The organism is Streptomyces sp. WG7 (genome assembly GCF_049975785.1).
Classification (GTDB): domain Bacteria; phylum Actinomycetota; class Actinomycetes; order Streptomycetales; family Streptomycetaceae; genus Streptomyces.
The window spans coordinates 49,225-70,392 of record NZ_JBNGGE010000036.1; the positions used below are offsets into that span (position 1 = coordinate 49,225).

The following is a 21,168-nucleotide window of genomic DNA, read 5'->3' on the forward strand; positions in this document are numbered from 1 at the left end:
CGCGCCTTCCGGTCCGCGCGTCCTCTGCAGCGCAGCCGCACCCCGTGCAGCGCCCGCCGCACCTTCTACAGCGCCGCCGCCAGCTCGGTGCCCTGCTTGATGGCGCGCTTGGCGTCCAGCTCGGCGGCCACGTCGGCGCCGCCGATGAGGTGCGCGCTGCGCCCGGCGGCGACCAGGTCGTCGTACAGGCCGCGGCTCGGTTCCTGGCCCGTGCACAGGACGACCGTGTCGACCTCCAGGACCGTGGACTCGTCGCCGACGGTGATGTGGAGACCGGCGTCGTCGATCCGGTCGTAGCGCACTCCCGGGACCATGGTGACGCCGCGGTGCCTGAGCTCGGTGCGGTGGATCCAGCCGGTGGTCTTGCCGAGGCCGGCGCCGACCTTGGTGGTCTTGCGCTGGAGCAGGTGGACGGTGCGCGGCGGCGCGGGACGCTCGGGGGCGGCGAGGCCCCCGGCGGTCCGGTAGTCCGTGTCGACGCCCCAGAGGCGGAAGTACGCCTCCGGGTCCTCGTGCGCCTTGTCGCCGCCGTCGGTGAGGTACTCGGCGACGTCGAAGCCGATGCCGCCGGCACCGAGGACGGCGACGCGGTCTCCGACGGGGGCGCCGTCGCGGAGCACGTCGAGGTAGCCGACGACGCTCGGGTGGTCGACGCCCGGGATGTCCGGGGTGCGCGGGGTGACGCCGGTGGCGACGACGACCTCGTCGTGGCCGGCCAGGTCGTCGGCCGCGACCCGGGTGTTCAGGCGTACGTCGACGCCGTGCGCCGCCAGTTGGGTACGGAAGTAGCGCAGTGTCTCGTCGAACTCCTGCTTGCCGGGGACCTTGCGGGCGACGTTGAGCTGGCCGCCGGTCTCGCTCGCGGCGTCGAACAGGGTGACCTCGTGGCCGCGTTCGGCCGCGCTCACCGCACAGGCCAGCCCGGCGGGTCCGGCGCCGACGACCGCGACGCGCTTGCGCCGCCGGGTCGGGGTGAGGACCAGCTCGGTCTCGTGGCAGGCGCGCGGGTTGACCAGGCAGGAGGTGATCTTCCCGCTGAAGGTGTGGTCGAGGCAGGCCTGGTTGCAGCCGATGCAGGTGTTGATGGCCTCGGGGCGGCCGGCCGCGGCCTTGGCGACGAAGTCGGGGTCGGCGAGCATCGGGCGGGCCATCGAGACCATGTCGGCGGTGCCCTCGGCGAGCAGCCGCTCGGCCACCTCGGGGGTGTTGATGCGGTTGGTGGTGACCAGCGGCACCGACACCTCACCCATGAGGCGCCTGGTCACCCAGGTGTAGGCGCCGCGCGGCACGGAGGTGGCGATGGTGGGGATGCGGGCCTCGTGCCAGCCGATGCCGGTGTTGATGATGGTGGCTCCGGCGGCCTCGACGGCCTTGGCGAGGGTGATCACCTCGTCGAGGGTGGAGCCGCCGGGGACCAGGTCGAGCATGGACAGGCGGTAGACGACGATGAAGTCCTCGCCGACCGCCTCGCGCACCCGTCGGACGATCTCGACGGGCAGGCGCATGCGGTTCTCGTACGAGCCGCCCCAGCGGTCGGTGCGGTGGTTGGTGCGCGCGGCGATGAACTCGTTGATGAGGTAGCCCTCGGAGCCCATGATCTCGACGCCGTCGTACCCGGCCTCGCGGGCGAGTCGGGCGGTGCGGACGTAGTCGTCGATGGTGCGCTCGATGTCGGCGTCGGTCAGCTCGCGGGGCACGTGGGGGCTGATCGGGGCCTGGAGGGGGCTCGGGGCGACCAGGTCCGCGTGGTAGGCGTAGCGGCCGAAATGCAGGATCTGCAGGGCGATCCGGCCGCCCTCGCGGTGCACTGCCTCCGTGACGACCCGGTGCTGGTCCGCCTCCGCCGCGGTGGTGAGCTTGGCGCCGCCCTCGTACGGCCGGCCCTCGTCGTTGGGGGCGATGCCGCCGGTGACGATGAGGCCCACTCCCCCGCGGGCGCGGGCGGCGTAGAAGGCGGCCATGCGCTCGAAGCCGCGTTCGGCCTCTTCCAGGCCGACGTGCATGGAACCCATCAGAACCCGGTTGGGGAGCGTGGTGAAGCCCAGGTCGAGCGGGCTCAGCAGGTGGGGGTAGCGGCTCATCGGGCCCTCCGTGCGCGGTGTGATGCCTCTGTTGTAGAGGACCGCCGCCTTCTTTTGCAACTAGTTGCAGAAGAAGGCGGCGCACACCACACCGCCGCGTCGTCGGCGGGCCTCGGTCAGTGGCTCTCCAGCCGTACGTGCAGCTCCCGCTCCTGGTCCCCGGAGGCCGTGCTCAGGTCGTGCACGGTGAACAGGGAGTCCAGGGTGGTGCGGAACCGCTCGATCGCCCAGTAGCCACCCTGCACGTCGGCCTCCACGGACGCCGCGAGACGGGCGGGGGCGCACTCCCCCCTGGCTTCGGCCACGTCGAAGGTGCCGAGCCACACGGTGGGGCGCACCTCGTCGTAGTCGCGGGGAACCTCGTCCGGGCGCCGGTCGGACGAGAAGCACTTGCACAGGGCGTCGAACACGGTCCGGGCGTCCTCCTTGCTGCACCCGCTCAGCTCCACCGAGACGGATTCCGGATGCAGTCGCTCAGCGTCCATCGTGATCGCTCCTCTCGTGGCCCGTACCACCAGAAAAGCACCACCTGCGGCGGAGCACTACCGGCACGGTCCGGCCGTGGCCGTGCCGTGCCGTGCCGTGCCGTGCCGTGCCGGTGACCGTGGGCGTGCCGGTGACCGTGGGCGTGCCGGTGACCGTGGGCGGTCAGCCCCGGGTGAAGCGGTACGTCTTGCTGTCCGTCAGCACACAGAATCCCGGCGACACGACGATCACGCGCAGCGTGCCGGTACGCCGGTCGTAGTCGATGCCCTCCGCCTCGAAGCCGCCGGAGCAGGAGCTCCGCAGGGGCAGCTGCCGCAGGGCCGTGACGTGGCCGGTGACGTCCGCGGCGCCGTTCGGCGCTGCGGACAGGTCGATGCGCAGCAGTGGCTTGGTGATGCCGAAGAGGGACCCCTCGGGGTCGTCGGAGGAGCACAGCAGCGTGGCCGCGTCGAGGAAGTCGCAGCCCTGGACGTCGCGCACCGCGCGGTCCAGGTGGACGGTGGCCGCCTGCGGGAGATCCGCCGAGGGCGAGGTACTCGCGTTGACGCCGGGTGTCGGGAAGACCAGCAGCCGGTTCATGGTGCCCCACTCGCCCGCCAGCATCCACTGTCCGTCCGGCGAGACGGCGGACCAGGAGTTGTTCAGCGCCTCGCCGGGGCTCAGCGTGTGCACGTACTCGGACCAGCGCCCGTCCGGCGCCTGCACGCGGAACATCTTCGTGTTCCCGTCGTCCCGCTGGTACGGCTCGATGTAGTGGCCGTCGTAGGAGGCGTCGGGATCACCGACGTGGTTCCAGCCGCGACTGCTGAGACTCAGGGGGATGGTGCCGATGCCCGTGTAGCGGTTGGGGCTGCCGGCCGGGACCTCGACCGAGGCCAGCCCCTGACTCTCGGTCAGCGGATCGGCGCGGTCGGAGCCCACCTCGGTCCACGTGTCGGCGGCCGGGGCGGCCGCGACAGCCGGACCGGCGAGGGCGAGGGCGAGGGGGAGGGCGAGAGCGAGGGCGGCGAGTCCGGTCAGGACGGCGTGACAACGTTGCCAGGCACGCAGGGGCATGGTCGGGCTCCTAGGTGGGGGGCGGTACGCACTCGGCGCACAGTCTGACGCGACAAGGAAGTCATGTACAGACCAACCTCGGCCGTGTCCGTGCGGCGGTCGCCGCCGTACCGGGTGATGCTGGAAGGAGACGGCAGAGGCCTCGGGCGAACGGCCCCGTGCATGGTGGAACGCGGCAGAGCAGGGGAACCGGCGTCACAGGGGCGTGCCGCGTGGAACGGCGAAGGCGGGGCGTGGAATGAGTGCAGCCGGGTCTGCCGGGTTCGGGGGCGACGCGTCGCCGCGCGGACCGGTGCGGCCCAGCGGGCTGCTCGACGTGCTGAACGTGGCCTCCGTCGTACTGGACACCGACGGCCGGATCGTCCTGTGGAGCCCGCAGGCCGAGGAGCTGTTCGGATACTCCGCGCAGGAGGCGCTGGGGCAGTACGCCGCCCGCATCATGGTCCACGAACGGCATCTCGACCTGGTGGTCAAGCTGTTCGCCGACGTCATGAGGACCGGCCGGAGCTGGGCCGGAGCGTTCCCCATCCGCCGCAAGGACGGCAGCACCCGACTGGTGGAGTTCCGCAACATGCGCCTCCTGGACGACCGGGGCGACGTCTACGCGCTGGGACTCGCGGCCGACCGGTCGACCGTGCGCCGGCTGGAGCGCGACGTGGCGCTCTCCACGCGGGTGATCCGGCAGTCCCCGATCGGGCTGGCCGTCCTCGACACCGAGCTGCGCTACGTCTCGGTCAACCCGTCCCTGGAACGGATCAACGGCATCCCCGCCGAGGACCACCTCGGCCGGACGGTCCGCGAGGTGCTGCCGGAGGTGGACGCCGGCCATCTGGAAGCGGCGGCGCGCCGGGTCCTGGAGACCGGGAAGCCGGTCATCGACCGGTCCGCGACCGGACGGACCCCAGCCGACCCGGACCAGGACCACGCGTGGTCGGTCTCGCTGTACCGGCTGGAGGACGCCGTCGGCGCCGTGCTGGGCGTCGCGGTCTCGGTCGTGGACGTCACCGAGCAGTACCGGGCGGGCGTCGAGGCCGAGGCCGCCCGGCGCCGGCTGGCCGCTGTGGCGGACGCCTCCGCACGGATCGGCACCACGCTGGAGCTGGACCGTACCGCGCACGAGCTGGCCGACGTGGCCGTGCCGGACCTCGCCGACATCGCGGCGGTGGATCTGCTGGAGGCCGTGGTGAAGGGCCGGCGCAGCACCCTGGGCCCCGCCGAGCCGGCGATGCTACGGACCCTGGCCGTCCAGGCGGAGGACTGCGCTCAGGCGCTGCGGGAGGCCGATCCGCCCGGCGAGGTCGTCCGGTACGGGCCGGAGCGGCTGGTCACCGAGTGCGTGCGCACCGGCCGGCCGGTGCTGGTGGAGCGGGTGACGGAGGAGGACCTGCCGCGGATCGCCCGTTCACCGGAGGCGGCCGAGTTGCTGCGCCGGGCGGGTGCGCACTCCTGTCTGGCGGTGCCGCTGATCGCGCGGGGCGAGGTGCTCGGCGCCCTGGACCTCAAACGGGTCGGCAACCCGCTGCCGTTCGACGAGGACGATCTGCTGCTGGCCCGGGAGCTGGCCGTCCGCGCGGCGGTACAGATCGACAACGCCCGCTGGTACCAGAACGCCCGCGACGCCGCCCTCACCCTCCAGCGCAGCCTGCTGCCGAGCCATCCGTCGGTGACGGGCGGGCTGGAGGTCGCCTCCCGCTACCAGCCGGCCGAGGCGACCAGCGAGGTCGGCGGCGACTGGTTCGACGTGATCGAGCTGGCGGGCTGCAAGACCGCGCTCGTGGTGGGCGACGTGATGGGCAGCGGCATCGCGGCGGCGGCCTCCATGGGGCGGCTGCGCACCGCGACGAACACCCTGGCCGCCCTCGACCTCGATCCGGCGTTCCTGCTCGAACACCTCGACCGGACCACGGCCGGCCTGGACCAGGCCATCGCCACCTGCCTCTACGCGGTCCACGACCCGCACCGGCGGCGGTGCCTGATCGCCAACGCCGGGCACCTGCCGCCGGTCCGTCTGCGCGCCGGCCGCCCGCCGGAACTGCTGGACCTGCCCACCGGGGTGCCGCTCGGGGTGGGCGGCGTCGCCTTCGCGACCACCGCCGTCGACCTGGAGCCGGGTGACCGGCTGGTGTTCTACACGGACGGGCTCGTCGAGACGCGCCGGCATCCGCTGGACGAGAGGCTGGACGCGCTCCTCGCCACGCTGGAGGGCCCGGACCGCCCTCTGGAGGAGGTCTGCGACCTGCTCCTGCGCACCCTGCACGAGCCGGGGAACTCCGACGACGTGGCCCTGCTGATCGCCCGGGCCACGCCGCCGGACACGTTCGAGCGGGAGGGGGCCCTCACTCCCTGACGCCGGACATCTTCGAACGGGAGGGCGCCGTCACTCCCTGACGCCGGACGCCTTCGAACGGGAGGGCGCCCTCACTCCCTGACGCCGATCACCACATGGGCGTACAGCTCCTCGGAGACCGCCAGGCGGGTGGTCAGACCGGCGCGGGTGAAGGTGTCGACGGCCGCCGGTGCCTGCCGCTCGCTCGTCTCGACCAGCAGGCAGCCGCCGGGCGCGAGCCAGCGGGGCGCCTCGGCGGCGACCCTGCGCAGCACGTCGAGGCCGTCGGTGCCGCCGTCGAGGGCGACCAGCGGCTCGTGGTCACGGGCCTCGGCGGGCAGCAGGCAGACCTCGCCGGTGGGGACGTACGGCACGTTGGCAGCGAGTATGTCCACCCGGCCGCGCACCGTGTCGGGCAGCGCGTCGAACAGGTCACCCGCGTACACCCGGCCGCCGGCGGCCGCGAGGTTCCCGCGGGCGCAGCGCACCGCGGCCGGATCGACGTCGGCGGCGTGCACCTCGGGCGCCTCCAGCGCGGCGGCCAGTGCGGCGGCGACGGCGCCGGAGCCGCAGCACAGGTCCACGACGACGGCCGCGTCCGGCGCGTGGGCGAGGGCCTCGGTCACCAGGAACTCGGTACGGCGGCGGGGGACGAAGACGCCGGGGGCGACGGCGATGCGCAGGCCGCGGAACTCGGCCCAGCCGAGGACGAGTTCGAGGGGCAGGCCGGCGACGCGGCGGTCCACCAGGGCGGTCAGCTCCTCGGCGGTGCGGGCCGCGGCGAGAAGCAACTCCGCCTCGTCCTCCGCGAAGACGCAGCCCGCGGCGCGGAGCGCTGCCACGACGGAGTCACCGGTTGGGAACGAGGCGGAGAAGGGGACGGGAAAGGGGGACGCGGAGAACAGTGGGGGCATGGAAGCCGAGAGCCTTTCGAGAACCGAAGGGCGCTCTCACGGTCACCCGTTGGCGGGGACCGCACTGCCGTGAGGTGAGAGCACCCGGGCCGACACAGCGGTAATGGGTCTCACCTCCCAGGCGTCCGTCGGCCGGGACTGTCCGCGGCCGACGGTCACACTACCCCAACGATCAGACGCCGACGGTCTCCTCGGCCTCTTCCTCCGCTTCCTCCTCGGACTCCTCCTCCGCGTCCTCCGCTTCCTCGCCGGCCGCGGACACGGTCTTCCTCCCGTCCGGCCTCGCGTGCTTCGGGGCGGTGGCCGGAGCGGGTGCCGTGGTGCTCCGCTCCCGGAGGGCGGCGAGGGCCGTCACCAGGAGGCCGAGCAGCAGCCAGGCGGCCAGCGTCCAGACGCTGCGGCCCAGTCCGTCGCCGTCGAAGTACAGCAGGCTGCGGGCGCCCTCCACGAACCCGGCGCCGTTCCAGAAGGCGTGCAGGGTGCCGAAGAAGCCGTTCTGCAGCTCGGGCCGGAACAGCCCGCCGGAGCTGGTGAAGTTGAGCATCACGAACAGCACCATCATGGCGAGCGTGGTCCAGCGCTTGAGGAAGGTGTGCAGACCGACCCCGATGAACAGGATTCCCGCGGCGTAGAGCCAGGCCATCCCCCACACACCGGCGAGGTCGTGGTGGGCGAGGTGGAACACCGGCCCGGCGAGCAGGGCGCCGACACCGCTGACGACGACGGAGACGCCGAGGGTGAGCAGGGCCCGGACACGCATCGGCAGGGCGGCGCCGGCGGCGCCCAGGGCGGCCACGGAGGCGTAGGAACCGATACTGACCGCGATCAGCAGGAAGAACAGGCCCTGGCCGGTGGGGTCGTCGTCGGCCGGGGTGACCACGTCGGTCACCTTCAACGGAACGCCCCGCTGCTCGGCGAGGGGCGCGAAGACCTTCTCCGCGGCCATGGCACCCATGTCGGAGGCGGCCGTGGCCACCACGACCTCGGGTGCCGTGCCGCCCGGCACGTAGGCGCCGGTGATGTCGCGCGCCTTCAGCAGGTCGACGGCGTCGGCGCGGGTCGCGACGGTCCGCACGTCGAGGTCGTCGCCGGCCTTGTCCTTGACGGACTGGGCGAGCACCTTCGCGTCGGGCCCGGAGCCGACGACGGCGACCGGCAGGTGGTTCGGCTCGGGGGTGACGAAGGCCCCCATGTACGCGAGCCCCATGCCGACGCACATCAGCAGCGGGGTGATCAGGTGCGTGAGCACGTGGCGCAGGGCGGGCGACCTCATCGCTCACATCCTCCAATGGTTCGGTTCGACAGGAGCGAATAGTTGGCTTATACAACTCCCTCTTCAAGTTGTACTATACAACTAGCAATGTGGAGGAGGACCTGTGACGACAGCGGAGACACCCGATGAGACGACCGTCACGCCCGGCGACCGCCCGGCGGACGCGGCCGTGGAGGTCATCCAGCGGGAGATGACGGCCTTCGCCCGCCGCGCCCGCGCCTCGGCGGGCCGCATGCACCCGGAGCTGTCCCTGGTGTCGTACACGCTGCTCGGCCATCTGGAGGAGCGGGACGGCTGCCGGGCCACCGACCTGGCCGCCCACTACGCCCTGGACAAGTCCACCGTCAGCCGCCAGGTGTCCGCCCTGGAGCGCGCCGACCTCGTCGAGCGGCGCGTCGCCCCGGACGACCACCGCGTCCAGGTCCTGCACCTGACGGAGGCCGGGCGGCGCATCCTGGCCCAGGTCACCGAGAGCCGCCGGACGGCCTTCCGGGAGCGGCTCGCCGACTGGCCCGAGGACGACCTGCTCCGCTTCGCCGCGTATCTGGAGCGGTACAACGCGTGGCGGGGAGCCGCACCCGACGAGGACCGGGGCTGAGGACCGCCCGCGGGGCACGTACGGTTGACCGCGTACGCACTGACCACGCCGGCCGCGGGCTTCTCTCGCGGCGGCCCGAAAGGCCCCACCGCATGCACATCACCCGAGGCTTCACCGGACGCCCGCGCGCCGCGCGGCCGGGGCTGCCGCCCGGCCAGTACGACGCCGGCGACGACTGGCCCGTGCTGTCCGCCGAGGTCACGCCCGACCTGTCGCCCGCCGACTGGACCTTCCGCGTGGGCGGGCTGGTGACCGAGCCCCGTACCTGGGACTGGGCCGGAGCACACCGGCTGCCCGCGTCGGCGTACGCGGGCGACATCCACTGCGTGACCGGCTGGTCGAAGTTCGGGGTGCGGTTCGGGGGCGTGTCCCTGGACGCCTTCCTGGACGCGGCGCGCCCGCTGCCGTCCGCCACCCACGCCGTCGCCTACGCGCACACCGGCTACACCGCCAACCTGCCGCTCGCCGACCTGACCGGCGGACGCGCCTGGATCGTGTGGGAGTACGACGGGCAGCCGCTCGCCGCCGAGCACGGCGGCCCGGCGCGGCTGGTGGTGCCGCACCTCTACTTCTGGAAGAGCGTGAAGTGGATCGCGGGCCTGGAGCTCCTCGACCACGACGAGCCGGGCTTCTGGGAGCAGAACGGCTACCACGCGCGCGGCAACCCCTGGGAGGAGCAGCGGTACTCCGGTGACTGAGACAGCGACGCACACGACACGGGCCTTCACTCCCCCGACGCGGTTCGCCGTGCCCGGGCGCATCGAAGTGAACGGCCGGGTGGCCGGGACGTGGCAGACGGCCACGCTCACGGAGATCCGCCGCGAGACGCCCCGCGCGTCCACCTTCCGGTTCGCGGTGCCCGGGTGGGCGGGCCATCTGCCCGGCCAGCACCTGATGCTGCGGCTGTCCGCCGAGGACGGCTACGCGGCCCAGCGCCACTACTCGCTGGCGTCCGCGCCGGACGACTCCGGGCACATCGAGCTGACCCTCGACCACGTCGCGGACGGAGAGGTGTCCGGCTGGTTCCACACGGTGGCCCGGCCCGGCGACCGGGTCGAGGTGCGCGGCCCGCTGAGCGGCTTCTTCGCCTGGCCCGGCGACCGGCCCGCCCTGCTGCTGGGTGCCGGCTCCGGTGTCGTCCCGCTGATGTCCATGGTGCGGCACCACCGGGCGCGGGGACTGACGGTGCCGCTGCGACTGCTGGTGTCGGCCCGCAGCCCCGAGGAGCTGATCTACGCCCGCGAGTTCGGTGCGGAGACGACGCCCGTGTTCACCCGCGACGCGCCGGCCGGTACGCCCGTGGGCCGGATGGCGGCCGGACACCTGGCACCACTCCTGTCCGAGCCGCCCGCCGACGGGTGGGAGGCCTACGTGTGCGGCTCCAACTCCTTCGCGGAGCACGCCTCGCGACTGCTGGTGGCGGCCGGCCAGCCGGTGCACCGGATCCGCATCGAACGCTTCGGCTGACCCTCACCCCGGGACACGCCGGCCCGCGGCTCGGCCGCGTGGGCGGCGCGACCGGCGACGGCGCGACCGCGGCCGCGCCGACACGCCATCCCCCGACCCGGTACCCCCAGGCGTCACCGGGCACCTGTCCGCGCCCCGGAACAGCCGTCCGCCGTTCCGGGGTGGGCGACTTGACGAGCCAGGACCGCGGCGCGGGGTAGCGGACCCGGGCGAACACCCGCACGCGCGGCGCGACACGGGGCCACGGCGGTCCCCGCAGCCGCGCGGTCGTCCGGGCGGGCCCTCCGGCCGCGATGACCGCGAGGAGGCCGGCACACGAACCCGGGTGCGCGGCTGCGGCGCAATCCGCTGCGGCGGCGGATGGCCGAGTGGGACCGTGACCGGCCCCTCACCGAGCCGCAGTGGACGCAGCGGGCGGGCCTGGGCGGCGCCGGTGACCCGACCACCTGGCCCGGAATTCCGCCGGAACGCTGCTCCCGTGCCCACCCACCAACGGCAGGCCACTCCTTTGACCTGCGGTTCGACAGATCGAACACCGGCGTCGGCCATGCCGGTCCCCAGCCGTTCCCCGTGGGGATCTGGCGAGACCTCCGATCACTCACGTACGGTGTGATCATCCGTACGGTCCGGCACTGACCCCCGCAAAGGCGGTTCTCGATGGCCCTGTTCGACCTTCCGCTCGACGAACTCCGCGCGTACCGCAGCGCGTCGGCCGAGCCCGAGGACTTCGACACGTTCTGGAACAAGACGCTGGAGGAAGCCCGCGGGCACGATCTGGACGCCCGCTTCGAACCGGTCGACACGGGACTGTCCACGGTGCGGGTGCACGACGTGACGTTCGCCGGGTTCGGCGGCCATCCGGTGAAGGGCTGGCTGGTCCTGCCGGCCGCGGCGGAGGAACCGTTGCCGCTGGTCGTGGAGTTCGTCGGGTACGGCGGCGGGCGCGGGCTGCCGCACGAGCACCTGCTGTGGGCGTCCGCCGGCCGGGCGCACTTCGTGATGGACACCCGCGGCCAGGGCAGCGCCTGGGGCGGCGGCGGCGGGACCGCGGACCCCGTGGGCGGCACGCCCGCGTACCCGGGCTTCATGACCCGCGGCCTGGACGCCCCCGAGAACTACTACTACCGCCGCGTCTTCACCGACGCCGTGCGCGCGGTCGAGGCGGCCCGCTCGCACCCGCTGACCGACTCCGCGCGCACCGTCGCCCTCGGCGGGAGCCAGGGCGGCGGCATCGCGATCGCCGTCGGCGGCCTGGTGCCGGACCTGACGGCCGTCGCGCCGGACGTGCCGTTCCTCTGCGACTTCCCGCGCGCGACCAGGCTCACCGACCGGCAGCCCTACCGGGAGATCGGCCTGTACCTCAAGACGCACCGCGGCCGCACCGAGGACGCGCTGCGCACGCTGTCCTACTTCGACGGCGTGCACTTCGCGGCGCGCGGCCGGGCGCCCGCCCTGTTCTCGGCGGCCCTGGAGGACCAGACCTGCCCGCCGTCGACCGTCTTCGCGGCGTTCAACGCCTGGGCGCACGACGACAAGGCGATCGAGGTGTACGACTTCAACGACCACGAGGGCGGCGGCCCCTTCCAGCAGGCCGCCAAGCTGCGCTGGCTGAGCTCGTACGTCTGAGCCGGCCGGGGGGGGGCGGCCCTCCAGCGGTCCCGCGCCCTTCTCGCGGTCCCGCACATCCTTCTCGCGATGCCGTCGACGCCCTGTACGGCGCCTTGTGGCGCGGTGACGGGCGGTCGACGCGCACGTGAGGTTTCGGCCGAACCGGCGGACCGCCCTTCCCTACTGGTTTAGACCAATGGTAGTTCTGGTGGCGCACCGAGCCCGCGCGGCTACCACACGTCACCAACAGGAGGCGCGGCATGGTCCGCACCACCCCGCACGACCACCCCCTCACCGACGGTCGGCCCCTGTACCGGCGGGTGGCCGCGCAGCTGCTCGGCGAGCTGCGCGACGGGGCCGTCCCACCCGGCGAACGGCTGCCGGGCGAACGCCGGCTGGCCGCGCACTTCGGGGTGAGCCGGGAGACCGTACGGCAGGCCCTGGAGGCGCTGCGCCGGGACGGCCTGCTCACCACCGACCGGCGGGGCAGCCACGCCACCCTGCCCAGGCCGTCGGCCCAGAGCCCGGCGTCCCTCACCTTCCCGGTCGGGGCCCGGGCCGCGGAGGCGTGCACCGGCGACCGGGCCACCGTCGCCTGGGAGCCCCCGACGCCGGAGCACGCCGCGGCGCTGGGGCTGGCGCCGGACCGGCCGACCCTGGTGCACCGCTACACTTCCGCGACCGCCGACGGAAGCGCCCGGCGGACGGCCGTGACCTCGTTCTCCACGGTGGCGCTCGCCGAGGTCGAGGAGCTGGCCCGGTACCGCGACCGGGCCGACGGCGCCGCCTCGGTGCAGCTGAGGCGGACCTACGACTGGATGCGCAGAGCGGGCCTGACCCTCCACCACCGTGACACGATCACCCGGCTCGCGGACACACCGTCGGTGCGGGTCGTCCGGCGGGTGCACGACCAGTACGCGCGGCCGCTGGAGATCACGGACCTCCTCGTGGACGCCCGACAGGACGCGCTGGTCTACGAGTTCACACTGCCGGCGGCCGGCTGACCCGGCCCGCGCACACCCTCACGGCAGCCGACGGGCCAGAACCAGCCGGGCGCGCGGGCTGCCGTCGGGCCGGCGCCCGAACTCGGGCAGGGCGTGCAGGTCCGTCCGGAAACCGGCACGGGCCAGTTCCCGGCCCACGTCCCCGAGCCGGAAGGTCCGGTAGTACATGACGAACGGCGGCCGCCACAGCGCGTTGCGCACCCGCATCGCCGCGTCGAAGCCGAGCAGCGTCCAGTACCCCCGGGAGCCGGGGCGGGCCGGCGCGGCGACGGGGAAGGCGAAACAGCCGCCCGGCCGCAGCACGGAGCGCACCTGGGTGAACAGGCCCGGCAGTTCACGAGGGAGGAAGTGCCCGAACGCCCCGAAGCTGACCACGAGGTCGAACGCGGGACCGAACGGCAGGGCGCGGGCGTCCGCGCGCACCCAGGAGACCGCCGGGCCCTCCGGCACGGTGCGCCCCCGGGCGACCTCCAGCATGCCCGCGCTGAAGTCGACCCCGGTCACGCTCCCCCGGCACACCCGGGTCAGCACGTCCACGCCCGCGCCGGTGCCGCAGCACAGGTCGAGCCCGTCCTCGAACGGCCCCGCCGGCGCCAGCGCCGAGGCCACGGCGTCGAGCACCCGGTCCGGCGTGCGGTACGGGGTGTGGTCGAACTTCGGGGCGAGCAGGTCGTAGCCGCGCTCGACCGACGACAGGGCCTGGACGGCGAGTTCGCGCAGGGTGGGGCCTTCGGGGCTGAACATCCGGTCAGCCTAGAGCCTGTCCGGTGGGCCCGGCGGGGGCACGCCGCTCTCCCCGCACCGTGAGCCCGCGCTCGCACCGTCGGGCGCGAGGCGGACGGCAGCGACCGCGCACCGGTCTTCGCGGCGCGGGTGGGGCGACCGCCGGATCAACGGGTGCGACGTCCGGCACCTCGACGAGTCCGGCCAGGCGCATACGGAAGTCGGAAGACGGAACGAGGAACAGCCGCCGCACCGGACGTGTTGAGGGAGGTGGGACGCAGGAACGTCCCGCCACCGTAGCCGTACCACCACTCCCCGTGGTACGGTGCGACCAGTACCTGTGTACGCCCCCTCGGGGCGCCGGTGCCAGTTTTCCTTCGGTTCGCCGACCCGCCCGTCCTGTTGCGACCGGCGCGTCCGCTTCTCAGCACAACCGCTCGAGCAGGGTCTTTCCCCCGCTGCGTCGAGGTGCTGTTCCCGCCGTCCGGAGGCGCGTCGTCCGACCCCTCGCACGGCTTCTCCCCCCTTCCTTCCGCATGCCCCATGCCCGTGTCCTCGAAAGGACCGCACTCCATGACCACCACACTCGAACACCCCCCTGTACAGCAGGCCCCGGCCGAGATCGCGAACGGTGTCCTCGACATCGACGCGAGCGGGAAGGGGCACCTGCGGGGCAGGAACCTCCAGCCCGAACCGTCCGATCTCTCCCTCTCCCCCGCGCTGATCCGCCGCCACGCCCTGCGCAAGGGCGACCTGGTCGAGGGCGTACCCGGCGACCGGCGCACCCTGACCGACGTCGTCCGCGTCAACGGCCGCGCACCGGACGGGCAGGGCGCCCGACGGCACTTCCATGACCTGACACCACTGCACCCGCACGAGCGGCTGCGCCTGGAACACCCGGCGGCCGGCCTGACCGGGCGGGTCGCCGATCTGATCGCCCCGGTCGGCAAGGGCCAGCGCGGCCTGATCGTGGCCCCGCCGAAGACCGGCAAGACCGTCCTCCTCCAGCAGCTCGCCGCCGCGGTCGCCGGCAACCACCCCGAGTCCCGCCTGATGGTGGTGCTGCTCGACGAGCGGCCCGAGGAAGTCACCGACATGCGCCGGTCCGTGCGGGGCGAGGTGTACTCCTCGACCTTCGACCAGAGTGCCAAACAGCACATCGCACTCGCCGAGCTCGTGATCGAGCGGGCCAAACGGCTGGTCGAGGCCGGTGAGGACGTCGTCATCCTCCTCGACTCCCTCACCCGGCTGTGCAGGGCGCACAACACCGCCGCCTCCTCCGGCGGCCGTACCCTCAGCGGCGGCGTCGACGCCGGGGCGCTGCTCGGCCCCAAGCGGTTCTTCGGAGCGGCCAGGAAGGCGGAGGAGGGCGGCTCCCTCACCATCCTCGCCACCGCCCTGGTGGAGACCGGCTCGCGTGCTGACGACTTCTACTTCGAGGAACTCAAGAGCACCGGCAACATGGAACTGCGGCTGAGCCGGGAGCTCGCCTCCCGCCGGGTCTTCCCGGCCGTGGACATGACCGGCTCCGGCACGCGACGCGAGGAACTCCTGCTGTCCGCCGCCGAGTCGACGGCCGTACGCGGACTGCGGCGTGCCCTGGGGGCCCGGGACGGGCAGTCCGGCCTGGAGACGCTGCTGGAGCGGATGCGCCAGACACCGGACAACGCCACGTTCCTGCGGCGCGTCCAGCCGACGCTGCCCGCCGACTGACGGCCCCGTCGGGAGACGGCGCCCCGGGGCCGGTCTCGCCTGCGGCATCCGGGTGCTTGCCCGCGCGACTCGGCCCGGGCAGCGTGGCGTTCCGGGGGTCCGTTCCTACGTTTGCGGTATGACTATCGGATTCCCGTCCCGGGCGGCTCGATCCACCTGCGTGCTCTGTGCCGCGGGACTGCTCACGCTCATGCCCGCCGCCGCGGCCGCCCGAGCCGAGTTGCCGGCCCCCGGCCCGCCCGGGGGGCCACGGGCGGCTGCGGCGCCGCAGCCGTCACTGCTGTACCGCTCCGGCACGCAGGTCCGGCCCCGGCCCGGGGCTCCCCGGGTCCCCGACGTCTCCGCGCTGTCCTGGGTGGTGGCCGACGCGGGCAGCGGCGACGTGCTGGCGGCGCACGACGCGCATCGCAAGCTGCCGCCGGCCAGCACCCTCAAGACGCTGTTCGCCCTCACCGTTCTGCCGGTCCTGCCGGCCGGCATCCGCCACCGGGTGAGCGCGGACGAACTGTCCGGCATCGGCCCCGGCAGCAGCCTGGTCGGTGTCGTCGAGGGCCGCACGTACCGTGTCTCCGATCTGTGGAACGGGGTCTTCCTCAACTCCGGCAACGACGCCGTCCACGTCCTGGCCTCGCTCACCGGCGGCTGGAGCGCCACGGCGGCCAGGATGCAGGCCGAGGCCCGTGCCCTCGGCGCCCACGACACACACGTGCGCTCACCCGACGGCTACGACGCGCCGGGGCAGGTGTCGTCGGCGTACGACCTGGCGGTCTTCGGCCGGGCGGGGCTGCGCAACCCGGACTTCGCGCGGTACTGCGCCAAGATCGACGCGGTGTTCCCCGGCCGGAACGGGGACTCGTACGGGATCGTGAACACCAACCGGCTGCTCACCGGGGAAGACGGCGTGGAGCCGTACCCGGGGCTGGTCGGCATCAAGAACGGCTACACCAGCGACGCCGGCAACACGCTGATCGCCGCCGCCCGCCGTGACGGGCTGACGCTGGTGGTGAGCGTGATGAACCCGCAGGAGGGCGGTGGCCACGCCGTGTACGAGGAGGCCCGTGCACTGCTCGACTGGGGATTCGAGGCGGCCGGGCACGTCGATCCGGTGGGTTCCCTGGCGCCCGGGGGCGTCCGTCCCCGGCAGGGACCGGAGGCCGTGCCCTCGGCGGTCCCGGCGGCGCGGCCGTCGCCGGACGCCCCGGGCTGGTCCCAGGCCGGGGCGATCGCCTGCGCCGCCCTGCTCGGCGCGGGGGTCATGGCGCTGGCACTGCGGCTCAAAGTGTCTCGGCCGTAGGGGAGTCGAGTCCGCCGGCCGTCCGTTCAGAAGACCGACAGTCCCGTGAGCGTGGTGAAGCGGTCCAGCGCCGCCACTCCCGCCACCGAGTTGCCCCGCTCGTCCAGGCCCGGGCTCCACACGCACAGCGTGCAGTGGCCGGGCACCACCGCGATGATGCCGCCGCCGACCCCGCTCTTGCCCGGCAGGCCCACCCGGTAGGCGAAGTCGCCGGCCGCGTCGTACGTCCCGCAGGTCAGCATCACCGCGTTGACCTGCTTGGCCTGACTGCGGCTCAGCAGCCGGGTGCCGTCGGCCCGGATGCCGTGCCGGGCCAGGAACCCGGTCGCGAGGGCGAGATCGGCGCAGGACGCGGCGATGGAGCACTGGCGGAAGTACTGCTCCAGCAGGACCGGCACCGGGTTGTCGATGTTGCCGTACGACGCCATGAAGTGGCCGAGTGCGGCGTTCCGGTCCCCGTGCGCGCTCTCGGAGGCGGCGACGTCCTCGTCGTAGGTCAGGTCCGGGTTGCCGCTCTCCGCACGCAGGAAGGCCAGCAGTTCCCCGGCCGCGTCCGAGGTGCGGGTGTGCAGGCGGTCGGTGACGACGAGGGCGCCCGCGTTGATGAACGGGTTGCGCGGGATGCCGTTCTCGTACTCCAGCTGCACCAGGGAGTTGAACGGGTTGCCGGACGGCTCGCGGCCCACGTGCTCCCAGAGGGCGTCGCCCTCGCGGGACAGGTCGAGGGCGAGGGTGAAGACCTTGGTGATGGACTGCGCGGAGAACGGCTCCCGCCAGTCGCCCACCCCGTACACCGTGCCGTCCGGCTCGGCGACGGCCATGCCGAAGCGGCGCGGGTCGCAGGCCGCGAGCGCCGGGATGTAGTCGGCGGGCCGGCCGCTGCCGGGGGTCCGCTCGATCTCCTCGGCGATGCGCTCCAGGACCGGCTGGAAGGTAGTCGGCGTACTCATGATCACCATTGTTCCTCCGGTCCGGTCCCGCCGCACCGCCGGGCGGTGATGCCGAGGACCGCGGTGCCGGGGGTGGGGCTAGCCGCACCCCCGCTTCGGGGGCAGACGTCATTCTGCGGCCGGGAAACCGTTCACATACTGAGGTACATGGCTAATCCAACGGTGCTCATCGAGAGCCTGCCCCCGCGTGAACGAGAAAAGGGAAGCGACAAGGGAAGCGACTTCTCCGAACTCTCACGGCGCATCACCGCCGCGGGGCTGCTCCGGCGCCGCCCTCTGTACTACACGGTGCGCTTCGGCGCCGTCGCCCTCGCGCTCGCGGGCGGCGTCGCCGCCCTTCTCACCCTGGGGGACGGCTGGAGCCAGCTGTTCGTCGCGGTGGCGCTGGCCGCCGTCTTCGGCCAGCTCGCGCTGGCGGCCCACGACCTGGCCCACCGGCAGGTCTTCTCCCGTCGCCGGCCCAGTGAGATCGGCGGCCTCCTGGTGGCCAACCTGCTGCTGGGCATGAGCTACGGCTGGTGGATGAACAAGCACACGCGCCACCACGCGAACCCCAACCACGAGGAGAAGGACCCGGACGTCTCGCCCGACATCCTGGTCTGGTCGCAGCGCCAGGCGAGCAAGGCCAAGGGGCTTCCCGGCTTCGTCGGCAAGCACCAGGCGGCCCTGTTCTTCCCGCTGCTGACGCTGGAGGGCCTCAATCTGAGTTTCAACAGCTTCAAGGCGCTGCGCAGCCCGCACATGAAGCGTCCGGTGGTGGAGGGCACGCTGCTCGTCGCCCATTTCGTCCTGTACTTCGGCGGGCTGTTCACTCTCCTGTCCCCCGGCAAGGCGCTCGCCTTCATCGCCGTGCACCAGGGCCTGTTCGGGGTCTACCTGGGCTCCGTCTTCGCGCCCAACCACAAGGGCATGCCGATGATCGAGGAGGGCACGCGGCTCGACTTCCTGCGCCGCCAGGTCCTCACCTCCCGCAACGTGCGCGGCGGTGCGCTGGTCGACGTCTTCATGGGCGGCCTCAACTACCAGATCGAGCACCACCTCTTCCCCAGCATGCCGACGCCCGCCCTCGGCAGGGCCCAGGCCATCACCGAGCGGTACTGCGCCGAGCTGGGCGTCCCGTACTGCCAGACGGGACTGTTCGCCTCGTACGGGCAGGCGCTGCGGCACCTCAGGAGCGTCGGGGAGCCGCTGCGCGACGCCCGCTGAGAGGCGAGTGCGTGCCGGTCGGGTCTCGGCCTGCGACGGTCAGCTGTGCAGTACGCCCGCGCCGAGCAGCCCGAACAGCAGGACGCCGACGACGATCCGGTAGATCACGAAGGCGTTGAAGGAGTGCTGGGCGACGAACTTCAGCAGCCAGGCGATGGAGGCGTAGGCCACCACGAAGGAGACGAGGGTGCCGACCGCCAGCGGGGCAGCGCCCGCCCCGGTGCCCAGAGCGTCCTTCAGTTCGTACAGGCCGTCGCCGGCCGGCGGCGGGTCGTCCAGGTGGTGAGCCGCACCGCCGTGAGTGCCGCGGGCGGCGTCGCGGCGAGGTGGGCCGGGCCGGCCGAACGGCGGCGCCCGGGATATTCGGGCCGGTCCCGAGTCGTACGTCTCCTCAGGGCGCCTCGCAGACGCCGGTCTACCAGCCCTTCTCGAACATCCGCGCCACCTCGGCGATCCGTACCTCGTCGCGCCGGTAGTACGTCCGGCGCCGGATCCTGGTGGCGCGGAGCAGTCCGAGCCCCGCCAGCAGTTCGAGGTGGGTCTCGGCCACCCGGCGGGACACGCCGAGCTTCGCGGCGACGAGCTCCACGCGGACGCCGTGCGTGACGACGTCCGCGTGGTGCTGGGGCGGGAAATGGGCGGCCGGATCCTTGAGCCACTCCAGGACGTCGAGACGCGTGCCGTGCACGGGAATCCTCAGCATCTCGTCCTCCCTCCGTCCGGACCCGCCCGTACTGTGTCCGTCCACTGTCCCGCAGCCGGGGCCCCGCTGTCCGGGACTCCGGCGCCTTGCCCGGGTACCGGACCGCCTGACCCGGTACCGGACCGCCTGACCCGGTACCGGACCGTCTCGCCGGTACGGAAGGTGCGCGAAGGGTACGGAAGGTGTCAGCGGTGGCGGAACCACGCCGCCGCGGGCAGCACCCTGTCGTCGTAGCCGAACAGGGCCTGGTTCTCCCAGCCGTTGCCGGAGGACGGGTCGGCGGGGTCCCAGCCGTTGCCCTCCACGGCGGTCCAGGTCGCCTCCCAGTAGAAGACGCCGAGGCCGCGGCCGTTCGGGACGGCCTCCACGATGTTCGCCACCGTGTTCATCCACGCGCTCTGCCCGGCCGGGGTCGCCGGGTAGCCGGGAACGAGTTCGCCCGTGACGTCGATGATGTTCTCGTGCGCGTCCTCGCTGTCCAGCCGGAACGGGTAGGCCGTCTCCGCGACGAAGACCGGCTTGCCGTAACGGGCGGCCGCGTCGTCCAGGGTGGTCTGGAAGTCGGACAGCGGACCGTGCCAGTACCCGTAGTACGACAGGCCGATGGCGTCGAACCGGACGCCGTGCGCGACGGCGTTGTCGAACCACCAGCGGGTGCCCGCCAGGTCACCGCCCTTGGCGAGGTGCAGCGCGACGGGGGTGTCCGCGTCGACCCTCTTGACCGCGTCGTACCCGCTGTTGATCAGCCCGGCGAGCTGTGCCCAGTTGTCCGTGGAGCCCTCGTTCCACAGCATGCCGCCGTTGATCTCGTTGCCGACCTGGACCATGTCGGCGCCGGTGCCCTGCGCCTTGAGCGCGCTCAGCACGTCGTACGTGTGCTGGTACACGTCCCTCTTGAGCCGGCCGTACGAGTGCCCCGCCCAGGCGGCGGGCGTGCTCTGGGCGCCCGGGTCGGCCCAGGTGTCCGAGTAGTGGAAGTCGACCAGCAGTTTCATGCCCTGCGCCTTGACGCGCTCGGCGGTCTCCAGCACACGCGCCTTGTCGTTGTACCCGTCGGCCGGGTTCACCCAGACCTTCAGGCGGGCGTAGTTCATGCCGGCGGACTCCAGGATGCCGAGCGGGTCGCCCTTCGCGCCGGAGGCCGTGCGGTAGACGCCGCCCTTGGCCTCGCTCTTGGCGAGGGACGAGACGTCGGCCCCCTTGACCTGCAGTCCGGCCGACGTGCCCGGCGTGAAGGTCAGGTCGTCGACGTTGATCCAGTTGCCGGCGTTCGCGTCGCTGTTGATGCTGATGGTGCACTGGCTGCCGGTCACCTCGACCGGTACGACGATCCGGATCCACCCGCTGGAGGACACCGGAAGGTCGGTGCGCTGCTCGGCTCCGCCGCAGTTCTTCAGGGCCATCCACGCGGCGTTCTGACCGCCGCCGGAGCGGACCCATGCGGTCAGCCGGTAGCTGCCGTCGGTGAGTCCGGAAAGGTACTGGTACGTCTCGACCCGGTACGCGGACGACGACCAGTGGCTCAGGCGGTTGCCGCCGCCGCGGCCACCCGCCTCGGTGTACGAGGCGCCGGTCGAGCCGTACTCCGACCAGCCCGTGGGCGTGGCCGCTCCGCCGCCGTCGGCCTCGAAGCCGCCGTTGGTGAGGCTGCTCGCCGCGTGGGCGCTCTGGGCCGGCAGGGCGGTGAGGGCGAGCCCGGCCACGAGGGGCGGCAGCAGGGCCTTGAGGGTGCGTCTGGGGTGGAACATCGTCGTCCGTCGTCCCTT

Annotated in this window: 18 protein-coding genes and 1 pseudogene; 9 read left to right on the forward strand and 10 right to left on the reverse strand. The window is 73.0% G+C overall.

The features are described 5' to 3' along the window. Positions 1-65 precede the first annotated feature (65 nt). The 3 genes from ACP4J0_RS28385 to ACP4J0_RS28395 all read right to left on the reverse strand — a co-directional run bounded on the left by ACP4J0_RS28385 (position 66) and on the right by ACP4J0_RS28395 (position 3,623). Positions 66-2,081 (reverse strand): FAD-dependent oxidoreductase, encoded by a 2,016-nt coding sequence (locus tag ACP4J0_RS28385; RefSeq protein ID WP_426601570.1) that lies wholly within the window; start codon positions 2,079-2,081, stop codon positions 66-68. A 116-nt stretch (positions 2,082-2,197) separates the two neighbouring features. Next, positions 2,198-2,566: a hypothetical protein gene (locus tag ACP4J0_RS28390; RefSeq protein WP_426601571.1), complete on the reverse strand. Its 369-nt coding sequence runs from the start codon at positions 2,564-2,566 to the stop codon at positions 2,198-2,200. 163 nt (positions 2,567-2,729) lie between these two features. Next, on the reverse strand, positions 2,730-3,623 hold the full coding sequence (locus tag ACP4J0_RS28395) for a hypothetical protein (RefSeq protein ID WP_426601572.1): 894 nt from the start codon (positions 3,621-3,623) through the stop codon (positions 2,730-2,732). Positions 3,624-3,861: 238 nt separating this feature from the next. Here ACP4J0_RS28395 and ACP4J0_RS28400 point away from each other — a divergent pair, with 238 nt between their 5' ends. After that, positions 3,862-5,970 (forward strand): SpoIIE family protein phosphatase, encoded by a 2,109-nt coding sequence (locus tag ACP4J0_RS28400; RefSeq protein ID WP_426601573.1) that lies wholly within the window; start codon positions 3,862-3,864, stop codon positions 5,968-5,970. A 71-nt stretch (positions 5,971-6,041) separates the two neighbouring features. On the opposite strand, the gene ACP4J0_RS28405 is transcribed toward ACP4J0_RS28400, so the two are convergent. Together ACP4J0_RS28405 and ACP4J0_RS28410 are read right to left on the reverse strand one after the other, a co-directional pair. After that, complete coding sequence (locus tag ACP4J0_RS28405; protein WP_426601574.1) at positions 6,042-6,863, reverse strand: putative protein N(5)-glutamine methyltransferase; 822 nt, start codon at positions 6,861-6,863, stop codon at positions 6,042-6,044. 172 nt (positions 6,864-7,035) lie between these two features. Next, positions 7,036-8,136 carry a hypothetical protein gene (locus tag ACP4J0_RS28410; protein ID WP_426601575.1) on the reverse strand — a complete coding sequence of 367 codons (1,101 nt, stop codon included), beginning with the start codon at positions 8,134-8,136 and terminating at the stop codon, positions 7,036-7,038. 103 nt (positions 8,137-8,239) lie between these two features. Between ACP4J0_RS28410 and ACP4J0_RS28415 the strand changes: the two genes are divergently transcribed. The 5 genes from ACP4J0_RS28415 to ACP4J0_RS28435 all read left to right on the forward strand — a co-directional run bounded on the left by ACP4J0_RS28415 (position 8,240) and on the right by ACP4J0_RS28435 (position 12,813). Further along, positions 8,240-8,734: a MarR family winged helix-turn-helix transcriptional regulator gene (locus ACP4J0_RS28415; protein WP_426601576.1), complete on the forward strand. Its 495-nt coding sequence runs from the start codon at positions 8,240-8,242 to the stop codon at positions 8,732-8,734. 92 nt (positions 8,735-8,826) lie between these two features. Continuing rightward, positions 8,827-9,432 carry a sulfite oxidase-like oxidoreductase gene (locus ACP4J0_RS28420; protein WP_426601577.1) on the forward strand — a complete coding sequence of 202 codons (606 nt, stop codon included), beginning with the start codon at positions 8,827-8,829 and terminating at the stop codon, positions 9,430-9,432. Further along, entirely contained in the window at positions 9,425-10,201 is a 777-nt protein-coding gene (locus ACP4J0_RS28425; RefSeq protein ID WP_426601578.1) for a ferredoxin reductase, read from the forward strand. The genes ACP4J0_RS28420 and ACP4J0_RS28425 overlap by 8 nt, the downstream gene beginning before the upstream one ends. A gap of 657 nt (positions 10,202-10,858) precedes the next feature. Beyond that, a complete protein-coding gene (locus ACP4J0_RS28430) occupies positions 10,859-11,827 on the forward strand; it encodes an acetylxylan esterase (protein WP_426601579.1) in 969 nt (322 codons plus the stop codon). A 242-nt stretch (positions 11,828-12,069) separates the two neighbouring features. Further along, positions 12,070-12,813 (forward strand): GntR family transcriptional regulator, encoded by a 744-nt coding sequence (locus tag ACP4J0_RS28435; protein ID WP_426601580.1) that lies wholly within the window; start codon positions 12,070-12,072, stop codon positions 12,811-12,813. 18 nt (positions 12,814-12,831) lie between these two features. On the opposite strand, the gene ACP4J0_RS28440 is transcribed toward ACP4J0_RS28435, so the two are convergent. Beyond that, entirely contained in the window at positions 12,832-13,557 is a 726-nt protein-coding gene (locus ACP4J0_RS28440) for a class I SAM-dependent methyltransferase (protein ID WP_426601581.1), read from the reverse strand. Positions 13,558-14,109: 552 nt separating this feature from the next. Between ACP4J0_RS28440 and rho the strand changes: the two genes are divergently transcribed. Together rho and ACP4J0_RS28450 are read left to right on the forward strand one after the other, a co-directional pair. Beyond that, positions 14,110-15,249, forward strand: coding sequence for a transcription termination factor Rho (gene rho, locus ACP4J0_RS28445; protein WP_426601582.1), 1,140 nt, complete (start codon positions 14,110-14,112; stop codon positions 15,247-15,249). A 118-nt stretch (positions 15,250-15,367) separates the two neighbouring features. Further along, on the forward strand, positions 15,368-16,543 hold the full coding sequence (locus ACP4J0_RS28450; RefSeq protein WP_426601583.1) for a D-alanyl-D-alanine carboxypeptidase family protein: 1,176 nt from the start codon (positions 15,368-15,370) through the stop codon (positions 16,541-16,543). A 26-nt stretch (positions 16,544-16,569) separates the two neighbouring features. On the opposite strand, the gene ACP4J0_RS28455 is transcribed toward ACP4J0_RS28450, so the two are convergent. Beyond that, positions 16,570-17,502, reverse strand: coding sequence for a glutaminase (locus tag ACP4J0_RS28455; protein WP_426601584.1), 933 nt, complete (start codon positions 17,500-17,502; stop codon positions 16,570-16,572). A 138-nt stretch (positions 17,503-17,640) separates the two neighbouring features. Between ACP4J0_RS28455 and ACP4J0_RS28460 the strand changes: the two genes are divergently transcribed. Continuing rightward, complete coding sequence (locus tag ACP4J0_RS28460; RefSeq protein ID WP_426601585.1) at positions 17,641-18,699, forward strand: fatty acid desaturase family protein; 1,059 nt, start codon at positions 17,641-17,643, stop codon at positions 18,697-18,699. 39 nt (positions 18,700-18,738) lie between these two features. On the opposite strand, the pseudogene ACP4J0_RS28465 reads toward ACP4J0_RS28460, so the two are convergent. From ACP4J0_RS28465 to ACP4J0_RS28475, 3 genes and pseudogenes are all read right to left on the reverse strand, one after another. Beyond that, positions 18,739-18,969: pseudogene (locus ACP4J0_RS28465) on the reverse strand (undecaprenyl-diphosphate phosphatase); the annotation flags it as partial. Positions 18,970-19,114: 145 nt separating this feature from the next. Then, the gene (locus ACP4J0_RS28470; protein ID WP_426601586.1) at positions 19,115-19,402 is read right to left on the reverse strand and encodes an ArsR family transcriptional regulator; all 288 of its coding nucleotides are present in this window, start codon (positions 19,400-19,402) and stop codon (positions 19,115-19,117) included. Between the two features lie 185 nt (positions 19,403-19,587). Continuing rightward, entirely contained in the window at positions 19,588-21,150 is a 1,563-nt protein-coding gene (locus tag ACP4J0_RS28475; protein WP_426601587.1) for a glycoside hydrolase family 53 protein, read from the reverse strand. Positions 21,151-21,168: the final 18 nt, after the last annotated feature.